The following is a 21095-nucleotide window of genomic DNA, read 5'->3' on the forward strand; positions in this document are numbered from 1 at the left end:
TCTCCTAACTTACCAGCGGAAATGGGCGAAGGCCTTGTTGGCCTCGGCGGCCTTGTGGACCTCCTCGCGCTTCTTCACGGCAGAGCCGGTGTTGTTGGCGGCGTCCATCAGCTCGCCGGCCAGACGCTCGGCCATGGTACGCTCGCTGCGGGCGCGGGCGTAGGTCGTCAGCCACCGCAGACCCAGGGTCGTGCGGCGGGCGGGACGGACCTCCATAGGCACCTGATAGGTGGCGCCGCCCACGCGGCGGGCCTTGACTTCCAGGCTGGGCATGATATTCTCCATGGCCTGGGTGAACACTTCAACGGGGTCCTTCTCGGTCTTTTCCTTGATCTGGTCGAATGCAGCGTAAACCACCTTCTGGGCCACGCCCTTCTTGCCGTCCAGCATGACGTTGTTGATCAGCCGGGTGACCAGGACGGAGCCGTAAACGGGATCCGGCAGGATCTCTCTCTTGGGAACATTACCTCTTCTGGGCACTATGCTTCCCTCCTTCATAATAATTCTATGATCTCATAGGTACTCAAAAGGCATGTTGCAGCCTTCCGTGTATGCCTGCCGAAGCGGTAACATGTTCGCACATATATATAAACCTATTCGGCAAAGCTTTCAGTGTTTCGCAGATCTTACTTCTGCTTGGGGCGCTTGGCACCGTACTTGGAACGGGACTGCATACGGCCGGAGACGCCCTGGGTGTCCAGAGTACCGCGGATGATGTGGTAACGGACGCCGGGGAGGTCCTTGACACGGCCGCCGCGGATCATGACCACGGAGTGCTCCTGCAGGGAGTGGCCCACGCCGGGAATATAGGCGGTGACCTCGTAGCCGTTGGTCAGACGCACACGGGCGATCTTACGCAGAGCGGAGTTGGGCTTCTTGGGGGTCGCGGTTCTCACGGCGGTGCACACGCCTCTCTTCTGGGGAGAAGGCAGGTTGGTGGTCTTGGTCTTCAGGGTGTTCAGACCGAACTGCAGCGCGGGAGAAGTGGACTTGTAGGAAGCCTGTTCTCTTCCTTTCCGGACCAGCTGGTTAAAAGTAGGCATTAGTGTTCTCCTTTCTTTCCATATTTTCCGGCCGCCGCCGCAGGCGACAGCCTTTATTTTTTGCGGAACGCCTTGCGGCTATTCCGAAAAAACCAAATTTTCCTCACAGGGCGAGGACCGCCACCACGGCGGCGCCCACGGTGATGCGGCAGGCCTGACCCAGCTGGGTCAGGGTGTAGTCCGTCTCCACCGGGATACCCGCCTGGGCACAGGAGGCGGCGATGGGGTCGGTGATGGCCGGGTCCGCGTCGCAGGCCAGATACACCCGCCTGGCCCGGCCCTCCCGGATCGCCTTGCGGGACTGCTTCACGCCGACGACCTTCTCCTGGGAAGCAAGTTCCGTGATCACGGGAATTCCTCCTGAAAATGCATGGCAAAATTCGCAGAATTTCTATTCCGCGCAGATAAGGATTATATCATGGGAAAATTCATCCGTCAAGGCAAATTTCAAAAAAGGCGGGGACTTTCCGGCGTTTTTTGGCCTCTGCGGGGCAAAAAGCGGGGCTGCGGAATCATCCGCAGCCCCGCTTCGGGGAAAATGCAGGGAACGATCGGAGCTCAGCCCTCGAACACGGGCAGCTCGGGCTCGGTCTCCGCCTCCGGGGAAGCGGTCTCGGGCACCAGCTCCTCCGCAAAGGTGTGGTAGGCCGTCAGGCCCGTGCCGGCGGGGATCAGCTTGCCGATGATGACGTTCTCCTTCAGGCCCACCAGGTGGTCGGCCTTGCCCTTGATGGCGGCCTCGGTCAGGACCTTGGTGGTCTCCTGGAAGGAGGCGGCGGAGAGGAAGGAGTCCGTGGCGAGAGACGCCTTGGTGATGCCCATGAGCAGCTGGGTGCCCACGGCGTGGCGCAGGGGCTCGCCGTTTTCCTGGCGCTCGCCCGCGGCATTGCGGCGGTCGATCTCCTCGTTGGCGTCGTCCAGCTCCAGGACGTCCACCATGGAGCCGTCCAGCAGCTTGGTGTCGCCGGCGTCCTCCAGGCGGACCTTGCGCATCATCTGACGGACGATGACCTCGATGTGCTTATCGTTGATATCCACGCCCTGCTGGCGGTACACCCGCAGGACCTCCTGGATCAGGTAGTTATACACGGCGTCGGAGCCGCGGATGCGGAGCACGTCGTGGGGGTTCAGGGCGCCGTAGGTCAGCTGGGCGCCGGCCTCGATGGTATCGCCGTCCTTCACCTGCAGTCCCGTGTGGGGCACGGCGTAGGTACGGGTGTCGCCGTCCTCGGCGGTGACGATGATGTTCAGGAGGCTGCCCTTGGTGGCCTCCTCAAACTTGACCTTGCCGCCGATCTCTGCCAGGGTGGCCATCCGCTTGGGACGGCGGGCCTCGAACAGCTCCTCAACACGGGGAAGGCCCTGGGTGATGTCGCCGCCGGCCAGGCCGCCGGTGTGGAAGGTACGCATGGTCAGCTGGGTGCCGGGCTCGCCGATGGACTGGGCGGCGATGATGCCGACGGCCTCGCCGGGGCCCACGGGCTGCTGGGTGGCCAGGTTCATGCCGTAGCACTTGGCGCACACGCCGCTGTGGGCCTTGCAGGTCAGGACCGTGCGGATCATGACGGTGGGATGCTCGTCAACGGCGGGATCGAAGGCGCAGCGGTCGCCCTCGCGGTAGTTCTCTTGGACCCAGGCGTGGGTCTCGAGGAGCTTGGCGTCGCTCTCGTCCATCATCTTGGTGTTGGGCACCAGCACCTCGCCGGTGGCGGTGTCCACCACGTCGCCCACCAGGAAGCGGCCGCGCAGACGGTCAGAGAACTTCTCGATCACCTGGCCGTTCTCGCTGATCTCCGCCACCTTAATGCCGTGGGTCACATGGCAGTCCTCCTCGCGGATGATGACATCCTGGGAGACGTCCACCATGCGGCGGGTCAGGTAACCGGAGTCGGCGGTACGCAGAGCCGTGTCGGCCAGGCCCTTGCGGGCGCCGCGGCTGGAGATAAAGTACTCCAGAGCGGTCAGGCCTTCGCGGTAGTTTGCCTTGATGGGGATCTCGATGGTGCGGCCGGCGGTGTTGGCGATCAGGCCGCGCATACCGGCCAGCTGGCGGATCTGCTTCATGGAGCCGCGGGCGCCGGAGTCCGCCATCATGAAGATGGGGTTGTAGCGGTCCAGGTTCTTCTGCAGGGCGTCGGAGACGTCGTTGGTGGTCTTTTCCCAGACCTGCACCACCTGCTTGTAGCGCTCGTGGTCGGTCATGAAGCCCATCTTGTACTGGTTTTCAATGTCCAGCACCGCCTGCTCGGAGGCGGCCACCATCTCGTACTTCTTGGGCGGGATGGTCATGTCGGCGATGGAGACGGTGATGGCGGCCAGGGTGGAGTTGTGGTAGCCGGTGGCCTTGATGGCGTCCAGCACCTCGGCGGCCATGGTGAAGCCGTGCTTGTTGATGGTGCGGTCCACGATCTGGCCCAGCTGCTTCTTGCCGCAGGTGAAGGTGATCTCGTAGTCGCACACGTGGGCCGGGTCCGTGCGGTCCACGAAGCCCAGGTCCTGGGGGATGTTCTGGTTGAAGATGATGCGACCGGGGGTGGCCTCCACCACGGCGGTGTGCTCCACGCCGTCCACGGTCAGGGTCCGGCGCACCAGGATGGGGCAGTGGGGCCCGATGACGTGCTCGTTGTAGGCCATCAGGGCCTCTTCCTCGCTGGCGTAGATCCGCACCGGCCGGTAGGTGGCCTTCTTCTGGTCCTTGGCCAGGGCCGCGTTGGCGGCCTGGAAGGCGTCGGCGTCCACCTCGGACTGGGCGGTGAGGTCCGTGTCGCCGGCATCGTCGCACCAGATGGTCTCGGCGCCCTTTTCCGCCTTGCCCATGCGGTCCATGGTCAGGTAGTAGGAGCCCAGCACCATGTCCTGGGTGGGAACGGTGACGGGGCCGCCGTCCTGGGGACGCAGCAGGTTGTTGGCGGAGAGCATCAGGATGCGGGCCTCAGCCTGGGCCTCGGCGGACAGGGGCACGTGAATGGCCATCTGGTCGCCGTCGAAGTCGGCGTTGAAGGCGGTGCAGTTCAGGGGATGCAGCTTCAATGCGCGGCCGTCCACCAGCACCGGCTCGAAGGCCTGGATGCCCAGGCGGTGCAGCGTCGGGGCGCGGTTGAGCATGACGGGGTGGTCCTTGATGATGACGTCCAGAGCGTCCCACACCTCGGTGACGCCCTTGTCCACCATCTTCTTGGCGGACTTGATGTTGTTGGCGGTGCCGTCCTCCACCAGCTTCTTCATGATGAAGGGCCGGAACAGCTCCACGGCCATCTCCTTGGGCACGCCGCACTGGTAAATCTTCAGCTCGGGGCCGACCACGATAACGGAGCGGCCGGAGTAGTCCACGCGCTTGCCCAGCAGGTTCTGGCGGAAGCGGCCCTGCTTGCCCTTGAGCAGGTCGCTCAGGGACTTGAGGGCGCGGTTGTTGGCGCCGGTGACGGCCCGGCCGCGGCGGCCGTTGTCGATCAGGGCGTCCACGGCCTCCTGGAGCATCCGCTTCTCATTGCGGACGATGATGTCCGGGGCGTTGAGCTGGATGAGCCGCTTGAGGCGGTTGTTGCGGTTGATGACCCGGCGGTACAGGTCGTTCAGGTCGGACGTTGCGAACCGTCCGCCGTCCAGCTGGACCATGGGCCGCAGCTCCGGCGGGATCACGGGCAGCACGTCGATGACCATCCACTCGGGCTTGTTGCCGGAGAGGCGGAAGGCGTCCACCACCTCCAGCCGCTTGACGATCCGGGCCTTCTTCTGGCCGGAGGACTCCTTCAGCTCGGCGTGGAGCTGGGCGGAGAGCTGTTCCAGGTCCACGTCCTGGAGCAGCTTCTTCACGGCCTCGGCGCCCATGCCGGCCTGGAAGTCGTCCTCATACTTCTCCCGGTAGTCCCGGTACTCCTTTTCGGAGAGGATCTGATTCTTGGTCAGCGGGGTCTCGCCGGGGTCGGTGACGATATAGTTGGCGAAGTACAGCACCTTCTCCAGGATCCGGGGGCTGATGTCCAGCAGCAGGCCCATCCGGGAGGGGATGCCCTTGAAATACCAGATGTGGCTGACGGGAGTGGCCAGCTCGATGTGGCCCATGCGCTCGCGGCGCACCTTGGCCCGGGTGACCTCCACGCCGCAGCGGTCGCAGATCTTGCCCTTGTAGCGGATCTTCTTGTACTTGCCGCAGTGGCACTCCCAGTCCTTGGTGGGTCCGAAGATGCGCTCGCAGAACAGGCCGTCCCGCTCGGGCTTGAGAGTGCGGTAGTTGATGGTCTCGGGCTTTTTCACCTCGCCGTAGGACCACTCGCGGATCTGCTCCGGGGAGGCCATGCCGATCTTGATGGCATCAAAGGCGATGTTGTTGCCGGTATTGTTATCGATCATGTCGCGATTTCCTCCTTAAAAATGATTCAGAATGGATTTGTCAGACGAACAGAACCAGTTCTGGATCATTCTTCGTCAAAGCCCACGTCGATGTCGGCGCCGGCGTCCTCCGGCGCGTCCTCGAATTCAAAGCCGGACTCCTGGAACTCGGCCTCCTCAGCAAAGGCGCGATGACGGTCGTCGTCCGCGTCCATCCGGGCCAGGTTGAAGGTGTCCATGGCGTCCTCGTCCTCTTTCAGCTCGATGGCGTTGCCGTCCTTGTCCAGCACCTGGATGTCCAGGCACAGGGACTGGAGCTCCTTGACCAGAACCTTGAAGGACTCGGGCACGCCGGGCTGGGGCACATTGTGGCCCTTGACGATGGCCTCGTAGGTGCGGACACGGCCGGTGACATCGTCGGACTTGACGGTCAGGATCTCCTGCAGGGTGTAGGCGGCGCCGTAAGCCTCCAGGGCCCACACCTCCATCTCGCCGAAGCGCTGGCCGCCGAACTGGGCCTTGCCGCCCAGAGGCTGCTGGGTGACCAGGGAGTACGGACCGGTGGAGCGGGCGTGGATCTTATCGTCCACCAGGTGGTGCAGTTTCAGGAAGTAGACGTAGCCCACGGTGACCTTGTTGTCAAAGGGCTCGCCGGTGCGGCCGTCGTACAGGACACTCTTGCCCTCGGGATCCAGGCCCGCCTCGTTGAGCATGGCGGTGATGTCCTCTTCCCGGGCGCCGTCGAAGATGGGGGTGGCCACCTTGCAGCCCAGGGCGTGGGCGGCGTAGCCCAGATGGACCTCCAGCACCTGGCCGATGTTCATACGGGAGGGCACGCCCAGGGGGTTCAGCACGATGTCCAGCGGGGTGCCGTCAGGCAGGAAGGGCATATCCTCCTGGGGCAGAACCCGGGAGACGACGCCCTTGTTGCCGTGGCGGCCGGCCATCTTGTCGCCCACCTGGATCTTGCGGCGCTGAGCGATATACACCCGGACCACCATGTTCACGCCGGGACCCAGCTCGTCGCCGGCTTCCCGGGTAAAGACCTTGGCGTCCACGATGATGCCGCTCTCGCCGTGGGGGACTTTCAAAGAGGTGTCCCGGACCTCCCGGGCCTTCTCACCGAAGATGGCCCGCAGCAGCCGCTCCTCTGCGGTGAGGTCGGTCTCGCCCTTGGGGGTGACCTTGCCCACCAGGATGTCGCCGGAGCGGACCTCGGCGCCGATGCGGATGATGCCGTTCTCGTCCAGGTCCTTCAGGGCGTCCTCGCCCACGTTGGGGATGTCCCGGGTGATCTCCTCGGGCCCCAGCTTGGTGTCACGGGCGTCGATCTCGTACTCCTCGATGTGGATGGAGGTGTACAGATCCTCCCGGACCAGCCGCTCGTTGAGCAGCACGGCGTCCTCGTAGTTGTAGCCCTCCCAGGTCATGAAGCCGACCAGGATGTTCTGGCCCAGGGCGATCTCGCCCTGCTCGGTGGCGGGGCCGTCGGCCAGGACGGTGGGATCCTGGATGGAGCCGTCAGGGTTGGTGCCCCAGCCGTGGACCCGCTCGCCCACGGACACGATGGGCCGCTGGTTGATGCAGGTGCCGTGGTTGGACCGCAGGAACTTGGTCAGCTTGTAGTCCTTCACATGGCCGTCGTCATAGCGGACGGTGATGTGGCGGGCGTCCACGGAGACCACCTCGCCGTCGCCCTCGGCCAGGATGGCGACCTCGGAGTCGATGCAGATCTTGTGCTCCATGCCGGTGCCGACGATGGGGGCGTGGGGCTTGAGCAGGGGCACGGCCTGGCGCTGCATGTTGGCGCCCATCAGGGCGCGGTTGGCGTCATCGTTGGGCAGGAAGGGGATCATGGCGGTGGCGATGGAAACCATCATGCGGGGAGAGACGTCGATATAGTCCACGCGCTCCCGGTCCACTTCCACGATCTCGTCCCGGTGCCGGGCGGTGATACGGGCGTTGATGAGGCAGCCGTTCTCGTCCACAGGCTCGGCGGCCTGGCCGACAATGTAGTTGTCCTCCTCGTCGGCGGTCATGTAGGTCACGTCCATGGCGACCTTGCCGGTGGACTTGTCCACGGCCCGGTAGGGGGCCTCGATGAAGCCGTACTCGTTGATCCGGGCGTAGGTGGCAAGGTAGGAGATCAGGCCGATGTTGGGACCTTCGGGGGTCTCAATGGGGCACATGCGGCCGTAGTGGCTGTAATGGACGTCGCGGACCTCCATGTTGGCGCGCTCACGGCTCAGGCCGCCGGGGCCCAGGGCGGAAAGGCGCCGCTTGTGGGTCAGTTCGGCCAGGGGGTTGGTCTGGTCCATGAACTGGCTCAGGGGGCTGGAGCCGAAGAACTCCTTGATGGCGGCGGTGACGGGGCGGATGTTGATGAGGCTCTGGGGGGTGACCACATCCAGATCCTGGATGGTCATGCGCTCGCGGATGACCCGCTCCATCCGGGAAAAGCCGATGCGGAACTGGTTCTGCAGCAGCTCGCCCACGCAGCGCAGACGGCGGTTGCCCAGGTGGTCGATGTCGTCCTTGACGGAGATGCCCCGGGCCAGGCCGTTCATATAGTTGATGGAGGTGAAGATGTCGTCCACGATGATGTGCTTGGGCACCAGATCGTCCTTGTGCAGGCGGATCTGGTCCTTGAGCTCCTCGCCGCTGTACTGGCTCAGCAGCTCCTGAAGCACGGCGAAGCGGACCCGCTCCTTGATGCCGCACTCGGCCAGGGGGTCGAAGTCCACGTACCGGCTCATGTCGCACATCTTGTTGGACATGACCCGCAGGCTCTGGCCCTCCACGTCGATGGTGACCTCGCCCACGCCCACGGCATCCAGCTCCCGGGCGTCCTCCTTGCTCAGCAGGTGGCCCTCGTCAAAGAGGATCTCGCCGGTGGCGGGGTCGGCCACGGGATAGACCAGCTTGTAGCCGGCGGCCCGGTGCCACAGGGACAGCTTCTTGTTGAACTTGTACCGGCCCACGATGGACAGATCGTACCGCCGGGGATCGAAGAACAGGTTGTGGATCAGGGTTTCGGCAGCCTCCACCGTGGGGGGCTCGCCGGGACGCAGCTTGCGGTAGATCTCCAGCATGGCGTCCTCGTAGTTCTTGCAGGGGTCCTTCTCCAGCGTCACCACGATCCGGGGATCGTCGCCGAAGGTATCCAGGATCTCCTGATCGGTCTTGAGGCCCAGGGCCCGGATCAGGCAGGTAATGGGGATCTTGCGGTTTTTGTCGATGCGGACCCAGAAGACCTCGTTGGCGTCGGTCTCATACTCCAGCCAGGCGCCTCGGTAGGGGATCACGGTGGAGGTCAGAATGGGCAGGTCGGTCTTGAGGTCCACTTCCTTGCCGTAGTACACGCCGGGAGAGCGGACGATCTGGGAGACCACCACGCGCTCGGCGCCGTTGATGACGAAGGTGCCGGAGTGGGTCATGAGCGGGAAATCGCCCATGAAGATCTCCTGCTCCTTGATCTCCTCTGTCTCCTTGTTGCGCAGGCGGACCTTCACCTTCAGGGGGGCGGCATACGTGGCGTCCCGGGCCTTGCACTCCTCCACGTCGTACTTGGGGGCCTCGTCCATCTTGTAGTCGATGAAGGTCAGCTCCAGATTGCCCTGGTAGTCGGTAATCGCCGCAACGTCGGCGAACACCTCCCGCAGGCCGGTGTCCAAAAACCACTGGTAAGACGTCTTCTGGATCTCCAGAAGGTTCGGCATGGGCATGGCTTCCTCGTGCCGGGCAAAGTTCTTACGAAGGGTCTTTCCGTAAAGCTTGTCTTTGGCCATCTTCTCATTCACCTTTCTGCCGCGCCGCCGCCCTGTCCGGCGGAGACGCATGGTTTTTTCGGAGGGGCGCAGGCCCCGCGGCGCATTTGATACGCACGGTGCTGTTGTTAAAAATATTGTTACCTGCTCTTGCAATGGAGTGGGAAATGTGCTATGGTAAACGCAGGTAATGAAGAATGGCGTACTAGCCGCCATCACTACATAAGCGATTTATTTTACCATGGAATTTCTCTCCTGTCAAGGAGGCAGCATGCACAGCCGGGATGTTTTTCCCGGCTGTTTTTTGTATAAAACTGCCGCAAGCATGCAAAACCGACCGGTTTTCGCCGCGCCGCCGGAGAGACTCCGCATCCGCAAAAAACCGCCGGGTCCGCTTTTGCGGACCCGGCGGTTTTTCACCTGTTTTCTCAGTCGTACAGATCCTCGTCGGCGTAGTCGTCGTACTCCGAGCTGAATTTCTGGCTCAGCCGTTTCCTCATGCCGCAGCAGCCGACGGTCAGGTCATGCCACCCGCCGATCAGCAGGCAGACGAAAGCCGCCAGGGCCAGGCTGGCGCCGATGATCTTCATGACCATGCGTGCAGTTTTGCTCATAGGGGGGCTCCTCCTGTTCCGGATGTTCTCCTTCAAATTTCGATGGTGCCTTTATCATACACCGTTTTCCGGCGTTTTACAACTCCCCTCAGGGCGCGGCGGTGGGAATATCCTCCGTCAGGTCCACATCCGGGGGGTAGATGTCCTCGATAGGGGTCCGCAGACCCAGGAGATCCTGCAAAAAGCGGGCCATCAGGGGGATATAGGTGACCACGAACACTGCCGAGGCTGTCCAGGCCGCCGTCCGTTTCCGCCGTGCCGGCACCGCCAGGCCGATCAGCACGCCCATGGCGCAAAGGCACATCTTCAACAGCGCGATATCCCACCACTTGCAGCGCCGCAGATACCGCTCCGCCGCGGTGAATAAGCCGTTCATCATCGTCTCCGCCTCCCGTTCCGTATCCGGTCCCGCCGGGCATCGCCCCGGGCCGGTCCAAGTTGAGGTCATTGTACCACAGCCCGCCGGAAAAGAAAAGCCGCCGGAAAGGATTTTTCCGCGGGTTTTGCCTCGGAACTGCAATTTCTCCGCTCCTCCGGGACTCCTGAGCCTCAGGTCCGCCCAAGCAGTCTGTCATATCTGCGCAGGGCGGCCAGCTCCGGATTTTCCGCAGCAGTCACCTCCAGAAACTCCGGCAGCCAGGCCTTGCAGATATCCTCCCGCACGATGGCCTGTCCGCCGTAAATGCGAAAGACCTCTGCGTCCAGCTGGCTGTTGAGGACCATAGGCTTACCCGACACCTTTGTGCACAGAGCCACGGCCTCTCTGGGCTTCACCGGCCGCAGTGCCCGAAGCTCCAGGCGGTGTTCCTTATCCGCCCAGCCGACCCACTGGGTCTGCCCGCCCATGAAGTCATCCCCCAGCTCGATCCAGTAATAGTCTTTGTCCTCCGAGATCTCGTAATCATTCAGGCATTTGAGGTAATGGGCGTACAGCCTGTTGTATCCCTTCGCGCCTTTGAGTCTGCTCTCCCGCTCCAGCAGCTGCTGCTCATACCCTTTCAAGCCCAGCAGGTAATCTGCGGAGACATTGAAAAAGGAGGCCAATTTTGCCAGACCATAGGTGTCCGGCCGCAGGCCCTTCTCATACCGCTGCACCGTCTTTTCGGCGATCTCCAGCTGTTCCGCCAGCTTCTCCTGGCTCAATCCGGCCGCCGTGCGCAGTTCTCTCACTTTCTTACCGAACGAATCCATACGTTCTCCCTCCTTATGCTCCGTATGATACACGGATCTGCGGGAGATTGGTAGAGACACTTCTGTCGCCTTTCCCAAAAGGAATGAGATACCGGAAGCTCTCCGCCCCCTCAGCTCCGGGCAGCGCCCGCAGCGGCCTGCCGCGCCAGCAGCGCCACGGTCTCCACGTGGCGGGTGCCAGGGAACATGTCCACGGCGCAGGCCCGGGTGAGCGCATATCCGGTCTGGGCAAACAGCTTCACGTCCCGGCCCAGGGTGGCCGGGTCGCAGGAGACGTACACCACCCGCTCCGGCCCCATGGCCGCGATGGAGGCGATGACCTGCGGCGCCAGGCCCTTCCGGGGCGGGTCCACGGTGACCACGTCCGGCCGCAGGCCCTCCCCCTCCAGCCGGGCTGCCACATCGGCGGCGTCGCCGCAGAAGAAGTCCGCGTTTTCAATGCCGTTGCGCGCCGCGTTCTCCTCCGCGTCCCGGATGGCCTCCGGCACGATCTCCGCGCCGATGACCCGCCTGGCGGAGCCCGCCATGCACAGGGTGATGGTACCGATGCCGCAGTACAGGTCCAGCACCGTCTCCGTTCCCGTCAGGGCGGCAAATTCCAGGGCCTTGCCGTAGAGGACCTCCGTCTGGGCCGGGTTCACCTGATAGAACGACGGCACCGACAGCTTGAAGGTCAGTCCCCGCAGGGTGTCCATCAAATAGTCCTGGCCCCAGACGGTGCGGTACCGCTCCCCCAGGACCACGTTGCCCTTGCGGGTGTTGGAGTTGATGAGCACACCCACGGTGCCCGGCGCCGCCACCCGGACCAGAGCCGCCAGCTCCGGCTCCCGGGGCACGCCCCGGCCGTTGACCACCAGGCAGCAAAGGCTCTCCCCCGCCCGGTTGACCCGGACGTAGACGTGGCGCACCAGGCCCTTGCCGGTTGTCTCGTCGTAAGCGGAGATTTTGTAGCGGCGCATCCAGGCGCGGACCGCCTCTGCGGTCCGGTCCGCCTCCGGCCGCTGGATCAGACACCCCTCCACCGCCACCACCTGGTGGCTCCGCTCCCGGAAGAAGCCGATGGCGCCGTCGGCGCCCACCGGGTACTGGCTCTTGTTGCGGTAGTGGGTGGGGTCCTTGGCCCCCAGGATCTCCTCCACCTCCACGGCGGACCCGCCCAGGCGGGTGATGGCGTCCTGGACCCGCTGGCGCTTGGCCCGCAGCTCCTCCGGATAAGTCAGGTGCTGGAAGTCGCAGCCGCCGCAGCGGCCGTAATAAGGGCACTCCGGCTCCGCCCGCTCCGGAGAGGGGGCGTGGATCTTCACGATCTTCCCGGCGGCGGCAGTCTTCATGACCTTGGTGATCTTCAGATCCACCGTCTCGCCCCGGACGGCGCCGGGGACGAACACCACGGCCCCGTCCAGGCGGACGATACCCAAACCCTCGCTGGAGTAGCCCTCCACGGTGCCGGTGTAGATTTGATTTTCTCGCAGTTTTTCCATTGGGAAACCTCTTGTTTCTCGCCCCGGAGGGGCGGGGATTATCATGACTGCCCGGCCAGACCAAGGGGGAACGGAGTGCCCGCGGCCATCCGTCCCTGTGCCCCAACAGGGAGGCCGTATCAGCTGCCGGGGCCGTGTACCGCTCACAGGCAGATCCTTCGTCCGCCTTTACGGGCGCGTTGATGGAGAGCAGTCTGATTCCGGGGGCCGCTCCATGGGGCGGTAGCGGATGCCGTCGGGAGCCAGCCGCTCCCGGTCCGTGGGGCGAAATCCCAGACGGCGGTAGATCTCCACGGCGTAGGGGGCGGCATTGACCGTCAGCGCCTCCGTTCGGCGGTCCTCCAGAAGCCGCGCCATCAGGGCCCGGCCCACCCCCCGGCGGTGATAGGCCGGATCCACGAAAAACAGCGCCACATGGTTCCCCTCCGCACCGAGGACGCCCGTCAGCGCTCCGTTGTCAAAGGCACCCAGCACCGTCAGGGCATCCACTGTCTCCGCATCTTCGATATAGGACCGGAAGGCCGCCACGCCCTCCGGCGGGTAGTCCGTCGCCTCGAATTGCAGGAACACCCGCCAGCAAAGGGCCATGGCCTCCGGCTTTTCTTCCCTGCTGAGGATCCGCAGTTCCATAGGACACTCTCCTCCACTGACTGCTGCGGCCCGGCGCTGAGCCGGGCCGCGATCAACGCTATTGGGGCCGTCTGTCATGCTCCCTCTCCGAGGCCGGTGAACAACATGGCCACCGCCGACCGGGGGACCAGGCCCAGCAGGCGGTACTCCACTTTCACCCGCCACGTCCAAGCGTCCTCCGGCAGCGGCTGCTCCACCAGCACCAGGGCGCCAAGCTCCCGGCTGGAGGCCGGGAACGATGCCGGCAGCTCTTTCAGATCCGCTCCGGCATACTCCGCCAGCAGCGCCTGCCGGTTCTCGTAGATCCCGGCGCCGGGGCTGATATTCGTAGTCGCCAGATCGTACACCAGGCCCTCCGGCTGCTCCTCCAGGGGATGGCCTTCCATATCGCAGAGGGTGATGCGCTCAATGGTATAGGGCAGCGTCCATGCCAGGGGACCCCGATTATCCCACCAGATGCTGACCGAGCCCAGCAGGCAGGGCTCCCCCGCCTGACACTCCGCATTGAAGTCTGCCACGCCCTGGGCCGTGTAGCCGGCGAGGCCGAAAATCATCATGCAGGGAGCCGTCCGCACCGCGCCGGCGGCCAGCAGCAAAGCCACCGCCAGCGCAGCGGTGAGGATTCTCCTCTTCCCTTGCTTTCCCATAACGGCTCCCTTCTCTGCTTACGCCTCCCACTTCTCCAGCAGCTGGCGCAGCTGGTCGGCAAAGCGGGCCAGGGACTTGTTGTCCCGCCCCTTGGAGCGCTTGATGGACTCCATGAGCAGATTGCCCACGGCCACCAGCCGCTCGTAGGCGGCGCTGGCACGGGTGCCCGCCGCGGTTTTGGCCTTGCGCTCGGGCAGGTAGCCCCGGTCCACGACGGCGTCGGCGATCAGGTCGTAGACCTCCGTGTACTGGGGGGCGTGGGTGGTGAAGCCCAGGGCCTCCACGCTCTTGGCAAAGTAGGGCGCCACCTCCCGGTCACCGTGGACCACGAACACGTGCTGGGGCTTGGGGGAACGGAAGGACTGGATCCAGGAGAGCAGATGGTCCCGGTCGGCGTGGGAGGAGAGGCCCTGGAAGTTGACGATCTGAGCGTGGACGGCGATCTCCTCGCCGAAGAGCCGGACGCTCTTGGTGCCCTCCAGGAGGCTCCGCCCCAGGGTGCCCTCCCCCTGGAAGCCCACGAACACCACGGTGCACTCCTCACGCCAGAGGTTGTGCTTGAGGTGGTGTCGGATGCGGCCCGCGTCGCACATGCCGGAGGCGGAGATGATGACCTTGGGGGTGGGGTCCATGTTCAATGCCTTGGACTCCTCGCTGGTCTCCGTCATGCGCAGGTTGGTGAAGTTGAACATATGGGTGCCGTCCTGCACCAGCTCCAGGGCCTCCTCGTCCAGGTAGCCGTGGAGGTCTCCGGTGAAGATGGTGGTGGCCTTCTTGGCAAGCGGCGAGTCGATGTACACCGGGAAGTCCGGGTTGCTCTTGACCATTCTGGCGTCCTTGATCTCCCGGATGAAGTACAAAAGCTCCTGGGTGCGGCCCACGGCGAAGGAGGGGATGATGACGTTGCCGCCTCTGGCGATGGTCTCGTCGATAATTTTCGCCAGATCGTCGGTATAGCTCCACACCTCCGTGTGGTTGCGGTCGCCGTAGGTGGACTCCATGACCACGTAGTCCGCCCCGGTCAGGAGGGTGGGGTCCCGGATGATGGGCTGGTTGACGTTGCCGATGTCGCCGGAGAACACCAGCCGCTTGGTGACGCCGCCCTCCGTGGCGTCCACGATGATGGAGGCGGAGCCCAGCAGGTGGCCGGCGTCCACAAACTCCACCTTCACGCCCTCGCAGAGATCCACCGTCTCGCCGTACTCGCAGGTGGTCATGAACTCGTTCACCCGCTGGGCGTCCTCGATGGTGTACAGGGGGTCCACGTGGGGCGCGCCGGAGCGCTCGCCCTTGCGGTTTTTCCACTCGGCGTCGGACTCCTGGATGTGGGCGGAGTCCAGCAGCATGATCTCCAGCAGGTCGGCGGTGAGCCGGGTGGTGAGGATGCGGCCCTGGAACCCCTGCTTGATGAGCATGGGGATGCGGCCGGAGTGGTCGATGTGGGCGTGGGTCACCAGCACGGCGTCGATGGTATTGGCCGCGAAGGGAAACTCCTCGTTGGAGACCTCGTCCCGGCCCTGCTGCAGTCCGCAGTCCACCAGGATCCGCTTGCCATTGACTTCCAGACAGTGACAGCTGCCGGTCACGCACTGATCGGCGCCGAAAAAGCTCAGCTTCATGGGAGGTCCTCCTTCAAATTTCCGTCCCGGCCAACCGGGCCCGGGTCTTTTTGTCAGTTTAGCACAAACCCGCGCCGCTAGCAAGGGCCACAGGCGGGTAATTTGTAACCGTTTCCGCCTTGTATCGCCGCTCCGTTTCCGGTATGCTGGGGAAAAAGGAGGTGGGCCCATGGCGGAAAAACGGACACTGCTGATCCCGTCCCTGCTGGACGACTGGTTCCCCCTGCTGCAATACGCCTTCGCGTCGGAGCAGTGGGACCCGGTGCTGCTGACGGAGGACGACCCGCAGCTGGCGGAGCTGGGCCTGCGGCACTTCCACAACGAGCTTTGCTACCCGGTGTTCCTGGTGGCGGGGCAGGTGCTCTCCGCCCTGCGGTCCGGGAACTACGATCCCGCCCGCACCGGCGTCCTCTTCGGCCAGGCCGGGGACGAGTGCCGGGGCTCCTGCGGCATCCGGCTGATGCGCAGGGTGCTGGACGGCCTGGGCTATGAGCAGGTGGCTCTGCTGAGCCTCAACGTCCGGGGCATCGACCGGGACACCGGCCTGCCCATCACCCCCTCCATGGTCCGGCGGGCCCTGGCCGCCGCCGTGTGGGGAGACACGCTGGCCCTGCTGCGCAACCAGACCCGGCCCTACGAGGCCGTGCCCGGCACTGCGGAGGCCCTGTGGCGTCAGTGGATGGACACCCTGGGGCAGGATCTGGCCCAGGACCGGAACCTGTTCCGCCGGGAGCTCCTGGTCCGCTGCCGGGAGATGGCGGCGTCCTTCCGGGCAGTGGAGACGGTCCCGCGGCCGGCGCAGAAGGTGGCCGTCGTGGGTGAGATCTATACGAAGTACTGCCGCCTGGGCAACTGGAATCTGGAGCGGTATCTGGCGGCGGAGCCCTGCGAGATCGCCGTGGGCGGCATCACCTGGTACGCCCTGTACTACATGGACACCCATATGCTCAAGGGCTCCGCGCCGCTGCGGCGGGTCTACCGGCTGCTGTTCCGGTACCTGTCCGGCATCCAGCGGGAGATGATCGCCATTTTAAGCGAGGCGGGCTACACCGCCCTGCCGCCCCTGCCGGAGCTCAAGCGTCAGGCGGAGGGCTACGCCCCCCTGCGGGTCGCCGTGGCGGACGGGTGGCTGATCGCCGCGGAGATCAACGGCTGGGCCCGGCTGGGCTACCGGAAGGTGCTGTGCATCCAGCCCTTCGCCTGCCTTCCCGGCCACATCTTCGGCAAGGGTCAGTACGCCGCACTCCAGCGCAAGCTGCCCCAAGCCCGGCTGGTGAGCGTGGACTACGACGCCAGCACCGGCCCCGGCACGGTCCAGAGCCGGATCCGGATGCTGCTGGATGAGCGGCTGGAGGATCCCCATGGCTGAGCGGACGCTGCTGATCCCCTCCCTGCTGGATGCCCACTACCCCCTGCTGCGGTGGGCCTTTGCCTCCCGGCAGTGGGACGTGGTTCTGCTGGAGGGGGACTGGCGGGAGCTGGAGCACCTGGGCCGGCGGTACGTCCACAACGACCTGTGCACGCCCTTCGTCCTCATCACCGGGCAGGTCCTCCACGCCCTGCGGTCCGGGAAATACGACCCGGAGCGGACCGGCGTGCTGGTGGCCCAGGCGGGGGACGCCTGCCGGGGCTCCTGCCTGATCCGGCTGCTGCGGCCCATTCTGGACAAGGCGGGCTTTTCCCAGGTGGCCCTGCTGAGCCTCAATGTCCGCAGGCTCGAGCGGAGCGCCGCCCTGCCGGTGGGGCCGGGGATGCTGCTCCGGGCCAGGGCCGCGCTGTTCTGGGGGGACGCGTTGTCCGCCATGGCCGCCCAGCGGCGGCCCCGGGAGACCGTTCCGGGCCGGACGGAGGACCTGCGGCAGCGGTGGCTGGCGGTTCTGGGAGAGGACCTGCGCCGGGGGCAGAACCTGTCGGACGGCGGCATCCTGCGCCGGTGCCGGGAGATGGCCGCCGACTTCCGGGCGGTGCCGGTGACGGACCGGCCCCTCCGGAAGGTGGGGCTGACCGGAGACATCTACACGAAAAACTGCCGCCTGGGCAACCGGGACATGGTGGCCTATCTGGAAGCCCACGGCTGCGAGGTGGGCCTGAACGGCATCAGCTGGTATGCCCTGTACTACCTCGACACCCACCTGGACGTGTGGCCCCTGCCCGTGCGGCTGGGAGGCCGGGCTCTGGGGGCCTGGCTGGGCCGCACCCAGCGGCGGATGCTGGAGATCCTGCAGGACGCGGGCTTTTCCGCCCTGCCGCCCTACCGGCAGCTCAAGGAGCAGGCCAGGGGCCTGGCCCCCATGTCCTGCGCGCTGGGGGCCGGATGGCTCATGGCGGCGGAGATGGCCGGATGGGTCCGGTGCGGATACCGCAGAGTGCTGTGCTGCCAGTCCTTCGGGTGCCTGCCGGGCCACATCTGCGCCCGGGGCCAGTACGCCGCCCTCCAGCGCAAGCTCCCGGGGAGCCTGATCGTGGGCGTGGATTTCGACCCCTCCACCGGCGAGGGCACCGTGGCCAGCCGGGTGCGGATGCTGCTGGACACGGAGATCTAGGCGCGCTTCCCCGTCCGCTCCGGAGACGGATCCCGCCGGGCCGTTCCTTTGGAACGGCCCGGCCCTTTGTCCTTTTTGATAGAAAACCGGCGGAAAAGGCCGGTCCGGGTCGGCGGTTTTGGTGGTTTTCCCGGTGGATTTGTGAACTTTTTTCGGAAAAGCCGTTTTTTCTTTGCAATCCTCGGGCAAGTGTGGTATGCTACTTTTGCTTTTGAGCGGGCACTTACTTATTCTATTTATGTCTGCCCGCCCATTTTCTCTGTCATTACCGCCTCTCCGGCGGTTTCATTCCGGCGCCGCCTGACCGCGGCGCCCAAAAGCGGAAAGGAAGTCAGAAACATGGGTCTGATGAAAACTCTCTTCGGAGATTACAGCTCCCGGGAGCTGAAATCCATTTATCCGGTGGTGGACAAGATCGAGTCCATGGCCGACGAGTACAAGGCCTTGACCGACGCCCAGCTCCAGGCCAAGACCGCCGAGTTCAAGGAGCGCCTGGCAAACGGCGAGACGCTGGACGACATCCTGCCGGAGGCCTTCGCCACCGTGCGGGAGGCCGCGGACCGGGTGCTGGGCCTGCGGCCCTACCGGGTCCAGCTGGTGGGCGGCATCGTGCTGCACCAGGGCCGCATCGCCGAGATGAAGACCGGTGAGGGCAAGACCCTGGTGGCCACCCTCCCCGCCTACCTCAACGCCCTGACGGGCCGGGGCGTCCACATCGTCACCGTCAACGACTATCTGGCCAAGCGCGACAGCGAGTGGATGGGCAAGGTCCACCGCTTCCTGGGGCTGAAGGTGGGTCTGATCGTCCACGGCCTCACCACCCCCGAGCGGCAGAAGGCCTACGCCGCCGACATCACTTACGGCACCAACAACGAGATGGGCTTCGACTATCTCCGCGACAATATGTGCATCTACTCCACCGAGCTGGTCCAGCGGGGCCACGCCTTCGCCATCGTGGACGAGGTGGACTCCATCCTGATCGACGAGGCCCGGACCCCCCTCATCATCTCCGGCCAGGGGGACAAGTCCACCCAGCTGTACGACATGGCGGAGATGTTCGTCTCCCGCCTGAAAAAGCAGGTGGTGGTCCAGGTGGACAACAAGGAGGAAGAGGACACCGATACCGACGCCGACTACATCGTCGACGAGAAGGCCAAGACCGCCATGCTGACTGCCCGGGGCATTGCCAAGGCGGAGGAGTTCTTCCACGTGGAGAACCTGTCCGACCCGGAGAACACCACCTTGTCCCACCACATCAACCAGGCCATCAAGGCCCACGGCGTCATGAAGAAGGACATCGACTACGTGGTCAAGGACGGCGAGGTCATCATCGTGGACGAGTACACCGGCCGTCTCATGTTCGGCCGCCGGTACTCCAACGGATTGCACCAGGCCATCGAGGCCAAGGAGCACGTGACCGTGGCCAGCGAGAACAAGACCCTGGCCACCATCACCTTCCAGAACTACTTCCGCCTGTACGACAAGCTCTCCGGTATGACCGGTACCGCCATGACCGAGGCGGAGGAGTTCGGCACCATCTACAACCTGGACATCGTGGAGATCCCCACCAACCGCCCCAACCAGCGCCACGACCACCACGACGTGGTCTACAAGACCGAGGCGGGCAAGTACCGGGCGGTGATAGAGCGGATCAAGGCCTGCCACGAGAAGGGCCAGCCGGTATTGGTCGGCACCGTGTCCATCGAGAAGAACGAGCTGCTCAGCAAGCTCCTGGCCCGGGAGGGCATCGCCCACAGCCTGCTCAACGCCAAGAACCACGAGAAGGAAGCCGAGATCGTGGCCCAGGCCGGCAAGCTGGGCGCCGTCACCGTGGCCACCAACATGGCCGGCCGCGGCACCGACATCATGCTGGGCGGCAACGCCGAGTATCTGGCCACCGCCGACCTGCGCAAGGCCGGCTATGCCGAGGAGGTCATCACCGACGCCACCGGCTTCGCCGACACCGACAACGAGGAGATCCTGGCCGCCCGGAAGCTCTTCGCCGAGAAGATGGCCCAGCACAAGGCCCGCATCGCCGACGAGGCGGAAAAGGTCCGTGCCGCCGGCGGCCTGTTCATCATCGGCACCGAGCGCCACGAGTCCCGCCGCATCGACAACCAGCTCCGCGGCCGCGCCGGCCGTCAGGGCGACCCCGGCGAGACCCGGTTCTACCTGTCCCTGGAGGACGACCTGATGCGCCTGTTCGGCGGCGACCGCATCCAGAACATGATGGAGCGGTTCGATCTGGATGAGGACACCCCCATCGAGAACAAGATGCTCACCAAGGCCATTGAAAACGCCCAGACCACTGTGGAGTCCCGGAACTTCCAGTCCCGTAAGTCCGTGCTGGAGTACGACGACGTCATGAACAAGCAGCGCGAGATCATCTACGATCAGCGCCGCCAGGTGCTGGACGGCAAGGACATCAAGGAGACCATTCTCTCCATGCTGCGCTCCACCATCTCCGACCACGTGGCCATGGCCTTCGGTGAAAACCAGGCTCTGGACGCCGCCGGCGTCCGGGAGATGCTGCGGGGCCTGGACGGCCTGTATTTCCCCAAGGGCACCTTCCACTTCACCGAGGCGGACCTGGCGGAAAAGACCGAGCAGGACTTCACCGACCTGTTCTGCGCCGCCGCGGAAAAAACTTACGAGGCCAAGGAGACGGAGATCACCGCGCCCATCATGCGGGAGCTGGAGCGGGTCATCCTGCTGCGGGTCGTGGACGAGTACTGGATGGACCACATCGACGCCATGGACGACCTCAAGCAGGGCATCCGCCTGCGGGCCTACGCCAACACCGACCCCGTCATCGCCTACAAGCAGGAGTCTCTCACCATGTTCGAGGAGATGGTGGCGGCCATCCAGGCCGAGACCGTCCGCCGGATGTTCTCCGTCCGTCTCAAGACCAACGAGGAGGTCAAGCGGGAGCGGGTGGCCAAGGGCATGGTGGAAAACGTGGGCGGCGACGGTACCGCGCCCAAGAAGCAGCCCATCAAGGTCACCAAGATCGGCCGCAACGACCCCTGCCCCTGCGGCAGCGGTCTCAAGTGGAAGAAGTGCACCTGCAAGGACTACCATCCTGATTGACCCGGCGCTGCGGCTGATGTGCGCGGACGCGAGCCGCGCCGGAAGGCGCGTTCAAGCGTTTTGAGGCACGGCGGCAAAACCTTGCCGCCGGCAGGCTCCGCCGCTTTTCCCCCCACCGCCCCCGCCGCTGGTGACGCCGC

15 protein-coding genes are annotated in these 21095 nt (G+C 64.8%); 3 read left to right on the forward strand and 12 right to left on the reverse strand.

The window, feature by feature from the left end; genetic code table 11:
• Window positions 1-9: 9 nt before the first annotated feature.
• From rpsG to ACVDHE_RS01920, 12 genes are all read right to left on the reverse strand, one after another.
• Entirely contained in the window at window positions 10-480 is a 471-nt protein-coding gene (gene rpsG, locus ACVDHE_RS01865; RefSeq protein WP_213039357.1) for a 30S ribosomal protein S7, read from the reverse strand.
• A 146-nt stretch (window positions 481-626) separates the two neighbouring features.
• Entirely contained in the window at window positions 627-1043 is a 417-nt protein-coding gene (rpsL, locus tag ACVDHE_RS01870) for a 30S ribosomal protein S12 (RefSeq protein WP_213039358.1), read from the reverse strand.
• 103 nt (window positions 1044-1146) lie between these two features.
• Window positions 1147-1392: a L7Ae/L30e/S12e/Gadd45 family ribosomal protein gene (locus ACVDHE_RS01875; protein ID WP_213039359.1), complete on the reverse strand. Its 246-nt coding sequence runs from the start codon at window positions 1390-1392 to the stop codon at window positions 1147-1149.
• Between the two features lie 209 nt (window positions 1393-1601).
• Complete coding sequence (gene rpoC, locus ACVDHE_RS01880) at window positions 1602-5393, reverse strand: DNA-directed RNA polymerase subunit beta' (RefSeq protein ID WP_458885425.1); 3792 nt, start codon at window positions 5391-5393, stop codon at window positions 1602-1604.
• Between the two features lie 65 nt (window positions 5394-5458).
• Window positions 5459-9160: a DNA-directed RNA polymerase subunit beta gene (gene rpoB, locus ACVDHE_RS01885; protein ID WP_458885426.1), complete on the reverse strand. Its 3702-nt coding sequence runs from the start codon at window positions 9158-9160 to the stop codon at window positions 5459-5461.
• Window positions 9161-9567: 407 nt separating this feature from the next.
• Window positions 9568-9753, reverse strand: coding sequence for a hypothetical protein (locus ACVDHE_RS01890; protein ID WP_213039362.1), 186 nt, complete (start codon window positions 9751-9753; stop codon window positions 9568-9570).
• Window positions 9754-9841: 88 nt separating this feature from the next.
• Window positions 9842-10132, reverse strand: coding sequence for a permease of phosphate ABC transporter (locus ACVDHE_RS01895; RefSeq protein WP_213039363.1), 291 nt, complete (start codon window positions 10130-10132; stop codon window positions 9842-9844).
• Window positions 10133-10302: 170 nt separating this feature from the next.
• The gene (locus ACVDHE_RS01900) at window positions 10303-10944 is read right to left on the reverse strand and encodes a helix-turn-helix domain-containing protein (protein ID WP_325224275.1); all 642 of its coding nucleotides are present in this window, start codon (window positions 10942-10944) and stop codon (window positions 10303-10305) included.
• Window positions 10945-11054: 110 nt separating this feature from the next.
• Window positions 11055-12425 carry a 23S rRNA (uracil(1939)-C(5))-methyltransferase RlmD gene (gene rlmD, locus ACVDHE_RS01905; RefSeq protein WP_458885427.1) on the reverse strand — a complete coding sequence of 457 codons (1371 nt, stop codon included), beginning with the start codon at window positions 12423-12425 and terminating at the stop codon, window positions 11055-11057.
• Between the two features lie 168 nt (window positions 12426-12593).
• Window positions 12594-13055: a GNAT family N-acetyltransferase gene (locus tag ACVDHE_RS01910; RefSeq protein ID WP_458885428.1), complete on the reverse strand. Its 462-nt coding sequence runs from the start codon at window positions 13053-13055 to the stop codon at window positions 12594-12596.
• 74 nt (window positions 13056-13129) lie between these two features.
• Window positions 13130-13702, reverse strand: a complete 573-nt coding sequence (locus tag ACVDHE_RS01915) for a hypothetical protein (RefSeq protein ID WP_458885429.1) — start codon at window positions 13700-13702, stop codon at window positions 13130-13132.
• A gap of 18 nt (window positions 13703-13720) precedes the next feature.
• Entirely contained in the window at window positions 13721-15322 is a 1602-nt protein-coding gene (locus ACVDHE_RS01920) for an MBL fold metallo-hydrolase RNA specificity domain-containing protein (RefSeq protein WP_213039368.1), read from the reverse strand.
• A 169-nt stretch (window positions 15323-15491) separates the two neighbouring features.
• Here ACVDHE_RS01920 and ACVDHE_RS01925 point away from each other — a divergent pair, with 169 nt between their 5' ends.
• From ACVDHE_RS01925 to secA, 3 genes are all read left to right on the forward strand, one after another.
• A complete protein-coding gene (locus ACVDHE_RS01925; protein WP_458885430.1) occupies window positions 15492-16691 on the forward strand; it encodes a hypothetical protein in 1200 nt (399 codons plus the stop codon).
• On the forward strand, window positions 16684-17865 hold the full coding sequence (locus ACVDHE_RS01930) for a hypothetical protein (RefSeq protein WP_458885431.1): 1182 nt from the start codon (window positions 16684-16686) through the stop codon (window positions 17863-17865). The genes ACVDHE_RS01925 and ACVDHE_RS01930 overlap by 8 nt, the downstream gene beginning before the upstream one ends.
• Window positions 17866-18204: 339 nt before the next feature.
• A complete protein-coding gene (gene secA / locus ACVDHE_RS01935; protein WP_418726130.1) occupies window positions 18205-20955 on the forward strand; it encodes a preprotein translocase subunit SecA in 2751 nt (916 codons plus the stop codon).
• Window positions 20956-21095 lie beyond the last annotated feature (140 nt).

The sequence above is a fragment of the Dysosmobacter sp. Phy genome, assembly GCF_054476235.1.